6 protein-coding genes are annotated in these 6,086 nt (G+C 59.2%); 4 read left to right on the top strand and 2 right to left on the bottom strand.

Translation table 11 applies throughout. From position 1 onward, the window contains the following. Positions 1-232 precede the first annotated feature (232 nt). The 4 genes from rhtA (at position 233) to QK296_RS18970 (ending at position 3,020) form a co-directional block, all read left to right on the top strand. The gene (gene rhtA, locus QK296_RS18985; protein ID WP_003190184.1) at positions 233-1,120 is read left to right on the top strand and encodes a threonine/homoserine exporter RhtA; all 888 of its coding nucleotides are present in this window, start codon (positions 233-235) and stop codon (positions 1,118-1,120) included. A 163-nt stretch (positions 1,121-1,283) separates the two neighbouring features. Further along, the gene (locus QK296_RS18980; RefSeq protein WP_003190182.1) at positions 1,284-1,565 is read left to right on the top strand and encodes a hypothetical protein; all 282 of its coding nucleotides are present in this window, start codon (positions 1,284-1,286) and stop codon (positions 1,563-1,565) included. 98 nt (positions 1,566-1,663) lie between these two features. Continuing rightward, positions 1,664-2,395: an SDR family oxidoreductase gene (locus QK296_RS18975; protein WP_034134997.1), complete on the top strand. Its 732-nt coding sequence runs from the start codon at positions 1,664-1,666 to the stop codon at positions 2,393-2,395. Positions 2,396-2,429: 34 nt separating this feature from the next. Then, positions 2,430-3,020, top strand: a complete 591-nt coding sequence (locus tag QK296_RS18970; RefSeq protein ID WP_003190179.1) for a 2-hydroxychromene-2-carboxylate isomerase — start codon at positions 2,430-2,432, stop codon at positions 3,018-3,020. A 38-nt stretch (positions 3,021-3,058) separates the two neighbouring features. On the opposite strand, the gene QK296_RS18965 is transcribed toward QK296_RS18970, so the two are convergent. Further along, complete coding sequence (locus QK296_RS18965) at positions 3,059-4,867, bottom strand: aminopeptidase P family protein (protein WP_282391184.1); 1,809 nt, start codon at positions 4,865-4,867, stop codon at positions 3,059-3,061. A gap of 49 nt (positions 4,868-4,916) precedes the next feature. Continuing rightward, positions 4,917-6,077 carry an aminotransferase class V-fold PLP-dependent enzyme gene (locus tag QK296_RS18960; protein WP_282391183.1) on the bottom strand — a complete coding sequence of 387 codons (1,161 nt, stop codon included), beginning with the start codon at positions 6,075-6,077 and terminating at the stop codon, positions 4,917-4,919. Positions 6,078-6,086 lie beyond the last annotated feature (9 nt).

Raw genomic sequence — 6,086 nt, 5'->3', positions numbered from 1 at the left:
TACCAAGGAGTTTTCCGTTTCGACTGCGCCGGAAGTGGGGCGAATTATAGGCTTCCAGAATCTGCCGTCAACCCAATTATTCGGTTTTTCTATCAAAAACCTCAAAAACCCGAAACTTCCACTATATAGATAGCCACGAGTCAGTTTTTGCGCAATATATTGCTCATTCGCCGGTAGTTAAGCATCATAGCGCCACGTATTTATCGATCATGACTTCGGAAGAACTCCCGCAATGACCACCCCTCCTCGCAGCCTGGCATCCGCATTGTTTCCGATCGGCCTGCTATTAATCGCCATGGCGTCCATCCAATCCGGTGCGTCATTGGCCAAAAGCATGTTCCCTATCGTCGGAGCACAGGGCACCACTGCCCTGCGCTTGATTTTTGCCAGTGTGATCATGCTGGTGCTATTACGCCCATGGCGCGCCACGCTGACAGCCAAGTCCTTGCGCACGGTGATCATTTACGGGATGGCGCTGGGCGGCATGAACTTCCTCTTCTATATGTCCCTTCGCACCGTACCGCTAGGGATTGCAGTAGCACTCGAATTCACAGGCCCGCTTGCCGTCGCTATTTATGCCTCGCGCCGAGCTGTCGATTTCCTGTGGATTGCCCTGGCAATCATTGGCCTGCTGCTGTTGATTCCGATGGGTGAGGCCAGTAGCGGTATCGACTGGATCGGCGCGGCTTACGCGCTGGGCGCAGGCGGATGCTGGGCACTCTATATTTTGTTCGGCCAAAAAGCAGGGAACGACAATGGTGTTCAGACCGCCGCACTCGGCGTGATGATTGCCGCCCTGTTCGTCGCACCGATCGGCATCGTGCATGCGGGCGCCGCGCTGCTGACACCTGCCCTGATCCCTATCGCCATCGGCGTCGCGATTCTCTCCACGGCCTTGCCCTATACGTTGGAGATGGTCGCGCTGACTCGGCTGCCCGCCCGCACGTTCGGCACGTTGATGAGTATCGAACCGGCGTTCGGCGCCCTTTCCGGCCTGTTCTTTCTGCATGAGCATTTATCTCTAGCCCAATGGCTGGCCATCACCTGCATTATCCTGGCTTCGGTAGGCGCCACGTTGACGATGCGTAACGAATCCAAACCGCTGGTGCCCGCCGACTGATCGTCTTTGAAGCCAGCGCTGGTATTTGCCGCTCATTTAGGCCATGTTTAGGCCGTAACCGAATGTCATTCATGGAGAATTTCGACACGGACAGCATGAACGCTTCGCTCGAGAGCGAGTAAAGCGGCTCTGTTCTTTTGCAGGGCGGCTATTAAGGATGGGAATGAAACGAATTTTGATACTGTTGCTGGTTGTGGGCATCGCTGGCTGTGCTGCAACCACAAAAACAGAAGTGAAACGGGGTAAGAAAGGGCTGCATATCAACTGTTCGGGCCTGTCCTCCTCCTGGGACCAGTGCTACACCAGTGCTGCCAACTCATGCGGCGCCAAGGGCTACCGGGTGATCGCCAAATCCGGCGATAACTCCGAGGAGCCTGGGGACTACCCCTTCGGTCTCAACCCTGCCGGCTATACCAGCCGTAGCATGATCGTCATCTGCAAATAGTTGCCCGAGCAGTCTGTCCTGACTGCTCATCTTAAATCCCGGCCATTTGCGGCATGAAGGCTAAACTCCTGCTCGACCATCGAGCCAATGGAGTTCCCATGCCGCACAACAAGAAAATCGTATTAGTAGTGGGTGCCGGAGACGCAACCGGCGGCGCCATAGCCAAACGCTTTGCCCGCGAAGGCTACATCGCCTGCGTCACCCGTCGCAGCGCCGACAAACTGCAGCCCCTGGTAGACAGCATTCAGTCAGCCGGCGGTGAAGCCCATGGCTTTGCCTGTGATGCACGTAAAGAAGAAGACGTGATCGCACTGGTCGAGCAAATCGAAACCGAGCTGGGGCCTATTGAAGCGTTCGTCTTCAACATCGGCGCCAATGTGCCTTGCAGCATTCTGGAAGAAACCGCGCGCAAGTACTTCAAGATCTGGGAGATGGCGTGCTTTTCTGGCTTCTTGAACGCACGGGAAGTCGCCAAGCGCATGGTCACGCGTAACCGCGGCACTATCCTGTTCACCGGCGCCACCGCCGGCTTACGTGGAAGCGCCGGGTTTGCCGCCTTCGCCGGCGCCAAACACGGAATACGCGCCCTGGCACAAAGCATGGCGCGGGAGTTGGGCCCGATGAACATCCATGTCGCCCATGTGGTGGTCGACGGCGCCATCGATACCGACTTCATTCGCGAGAATTTCCCGCAAAAGTACGCCCTCAAGGATCAGGACGCCCTCCTCAACCCTGACCATATTGCCGACAACTATTGGTTCCTGCATCGCCAGCCACGGGACGCCTGGACGTTCGAACTGGACCTGCGCCCCTGGAACGAAACCTGGTGACGCCCCCTATAACAATAAGCAGCGAGTACAGACCATGAGTAAAACCCTGGAGTTTTTCTTTGATCTCGGCAGCCCCGCCACTTACCTGGCCTATACCCAGTTGCCGGCGCTGTGTGCCGAAACCGGCGCACAGGTGGTGTATCAACCCATGCTATTGGGCGGTGTATTCAAGGCCACGGGCAATGCCTCGCCGATCACGGTGCCCGCCAAGGGTCGCTACATGCTCGATGACCTGGCGCGTTACGCCAAACGCTACAACGTGCCGCTCAGGTTCAACCCGCACTTTCCCATCAATACCTTGCTGCTGATGCGCGCTGTCACCGGCATTCAAATCCACCAGCCTGAGCGCTTCCTCGACTTCATCGACTGCCTTTTCCGAGCACTCTGGGTGGAAGGCCGTCACTTGGGCGACCCAGAGGTCGTGGCCAATGTGCTCACCGAACAGGGGTTCGATCCCGAGCAGGTACTGGCCCTGTCAAACGATGCAGCCGTCAAGGACGCTCTCAAGGACAAAACCGAACAAGCCATTAAGCGCGGCGTGTTCGGCGCTCCCAGTTTCTTTGTAGGAAACCAGCTGTTCTTCGGCCAGGACCGTCTGGACTTTGTGCGTGAAGCGCTCAGCTAGATATCGATTGCAGCCGGCAATGCCTTGGCTGCAACCGATCAAATCGCCGCAGTGCGCACCTGCAACCACTCAAGCGCTGCACCATTGAGCAGCGGGCTCAAACGCTCACGCACCTGGGCGTGATACGCGTTGAACCATTCACGCTCATCCGCCGTCAGCAACGACGGCTCCAAGCACCGGGTATCAATCGGGCACAGGGTCAGGGTTTCGAACTTGAGGAATTCGCCAAACTCGGTCTTGCCCGCTTCACGGTTCAACACCAGGTTCTCAATGCGCACGCCCCAACGGCCAGGGCGATAAGTACCCGGCTCAATTGACGTAATCATCCCTGGCTGCATCGCCGTTTGTGGCGCCGCAGCGGCTTGATAGGCAATCACCTGCGGGCCCTCATGCACGTTGAGGAAATAACCTACGCCGTGGCCTGTACCGTGACCGTAGTCCACGCCTTCTGCCCAGATCGGTGCCCGGGCAATGGCATCCAGCAACGGTGAAAGAATGCCTTTGGGGAACTGCGCACGGGACAGGGCAATCACGCCCTTGAGTACCCGCGTGCAATCTCGCTTCTGTTCCTCACTCGGTGTACCGATGGGCACCATCCGCGTGATGTCCGTGGTTCCGCCCAGGTACTGGCCGCCCGAGTCGATCAACAGCAAGCCATCACCTTCGATCAGCGCATGCTCTTCTTCGGTGGCGTGGTAATGCGGCATCGCGCCGTTGGCATTGAAGGCGGCAATGGTGTTGAAGCTTAGCGATACATAGCCTGGGCGGCGGGTACGCGCAGCGGTCAGGTGTTCGTCAATCGTCAGTTCGGTAATGCGCTCGCGGCCCAGGGCACTGTCGAGCCAGGCAAAGAATTCGCACAGCGCCGCACCATCCTGCTCCATGGCTTGGCGGATATGTTCCGCATCTGCCAGGCTCTTGCGGGATTTGGCCAGTGTGGTGGGGTTGAGGCTTTCAACCAGCTTGACGCCCGCGTCGAGGTTTTCCAGCAAGCCGGCGGTGACGCGGGCCGGGTCTACTTGCAAGCTTGCGCCCGCCGGTACCGCTCGCAGCGCGTGCGCCACCTCGCTGTAATCACGCAGGGTCACGCCATCCTGCTCAAGCACCGCCCGCAGAGGCGCATCGACCTTGCCCAACGCCACAAACAAAGTCGCCTGCTGCTGATTGATCAAGGCAAAGGACACAAACACCGGATTGAACGACACATCAGCGCCGCGCAGGTTGAATAGCCAGGCGATGTCATCCAGCGTGGCGATGAAATGCCAGTCGGCGCCCTTGTCTTTCAAACTGGTGCGCAAGGCGGCCAGTTTCTCGCCACGACTGACGGTGGCCTGGGGCGGCAGATGCTGATAGATCGGCTGGTTCGGCAGCGCCGGGCGGTCTTGCCAGACATCATTGAGTACATCGATATCGGTACGCAGACGCGCGCCACGCTCGGCCAACTTGCCACCCAGGGTACGTGCCGAGGCCACGGCCATGACCGCACCGTCCACCGCCACCACGCCACCCTCAGGGGTTTGCTCCGCCAACCACTCCAGCGGCCCAGGCTGACCCGGTTGCAGCTTCACCAACTCGATACCGCTGCCCTTGAGTTCCTTGGTCGCCTGTTCCCAGTAACGGCTGTCCGCCCAGACCCCGGCAAACTCCGCCGTGACGATCAGGGTGCCCACCGAACCATGAAAGCCGGACAACCACTGACGCCCTTGCCAGTAACCCGGCAAATATTCGGACAGGTGCGGGTCCGCCGATGGCACCAGCAGGGCATGAATGCCTTCGCGGCGCATCAGTTCACGGGTGTGCGCCAGGCGCTGGGGAACCGTTCCATGGGTCAAAGGCTGCGTACTCATTGTGTCTCCTGCTAACCACTAATAATTGTTATGTGTTGCGAATGATAAATCAGACCGCCCAGAATGCCGGCGCACTCGCCAACGCGGCCTTGATCAACTGCGCGGCCTGGTCGATATCCTGTTCGGTGGTGAACCGGCCCAGGCTCAAGCGAATAGTGCGAGCGGCACTGCGGGCGTCATGCCCCAAGGCCAGGAGCACATGGGACGGCGCATTGCTGGCCGAATTGCACGCTGAAGTCGCGGAAAAGGCAATGCCTGCACTCAATGCGCCTGAATTGAATTCGCCTTCGCTGAAGGTAAGGCTCAATGTGTGCGGAATACGCTGGGTTGGGCTGCCATTAAGACGCAAGCCGGCAACCGACGCCAACTGATCCAGCAAGCGCTGGCGCAGCGCGACAATCGTGGCCTTCTCATCCGCGAAAGACGCCGCCGCAAGGGCAAACGCCGTGCCCATACCGGCAATCTGATGGGTCGCCAGGGTGCCGGAGCGCAAACCGCCTTCGTGGCCACCGCCGTGAATCTGCGCCAATACCTTCTGCTGCGCCCGCGGCCCGACATATAACGCGCCGATGCCCTTGGGCCCATACAACTTATGAGCAGAGAACGACATCAGGTCCACCGGCCACTGGGCCAGGTCGATAGCCACCTTGCCCGCCCCTTGCGCCGCGTCCACATGGAACAACGCGCCCTGCTCACGCACCCGCGCGCCAATGGCCGGGATATCGTTGAGGGTTCCCAGTTCGTTGTTGACCAGCATCAGCGAGACAAGAAAGGTGTCCTCGCGCAAGGCTTCGCTGACCGCCTCGACGCTGATCAAGCCGTCTGCATCCGGTACCAGGTAAGTCACTGCAACACCGGCTTCCTGCAATTGCCGCGCGGTGTCCAGCGTGGCCTTGTGTTCGATCTGGCTGGTGATGATATGCCCACCCGCCACACCACGGCCCTGGGCCACGCCCTTGAGCGCAAGGTTGTTGGATTCTGTGGCACCGGAGGTCCAGACGATCTGCTCGGCCTGCGCGCCCACCAAATCGGCCACCTGGCGACGCGCCTGTTCAACCTTCTGCCTAGCCGCTTGGCCGAATGCATGGGAACTGGACGCAGGGTTGCCGAAATGGGCGTTGAAACCCAGACACTCGACCATCACCTGGATAACTCGCTCATCCACCGGCGTGGTGGCGGCGTAGTCGAAATACAACGGACGTTTATTCATGAGGTTAAA

Source organism: Pseudomonas sp. AL10 (assembly GCF_029960685.1).
Taxonomy (GTDB): Bacteria; Pseudomonadota; Gammaproteobacteria; order Pseudomonadales; family Pseudomonadaceae; genus Aquipseudomonas; species Aquipseudomonas lactis.
This window is presented reverse-complemented; position numbering and strand designations above follow the sequence as displayed.

Excerpts from the sequence above, each read along its gene's own strand:
- rhtA (WP_003190184.1), top strand. The coding sequence starts at position 233 with ATGACCACCCCTCCTCGCAGCCTGGCATCCGCATTGTTTCCGATCGGC.
- QK296_RS18980 (WP_003190182.1), top strand. The coding sequence starts at position 1,284 with ATGAAACGAATTTTGATACTGTTGCTGGTTGTGGGCATCGCTGGCTGT.
- QK296_RS18975 (WP_034134997.1), top strand. The coding sequence starts at position 1,664 with ATGCCGCACAACAAGAAAATCGTATTAGTAGTGGGTGCCGGAGACGCA.
- QK296_RS18970 (WP_003190179.1), top strand. The coding sequence starts at position 2,430 with ATGAGTAAAACCCTGGAGTTTTTCTTTGATCTCGGCAGCCCCGCCACT.
- QK296_RS18965 (WP_282391184.1), bottom strand. The coding sequence starts at position 4,867 with ATGAGTACGCAGCCTTTGACCCATGGAACGGTTCCCCAGCGCCTGGCG.
- QK296_RS18960 (WP_282391183.1), bottom strand. The coding sequence starts at position 6,077 with ATGAATAAACGTCCGTTGTATTTCGACTACGCCGCCACCACGCCGGTG.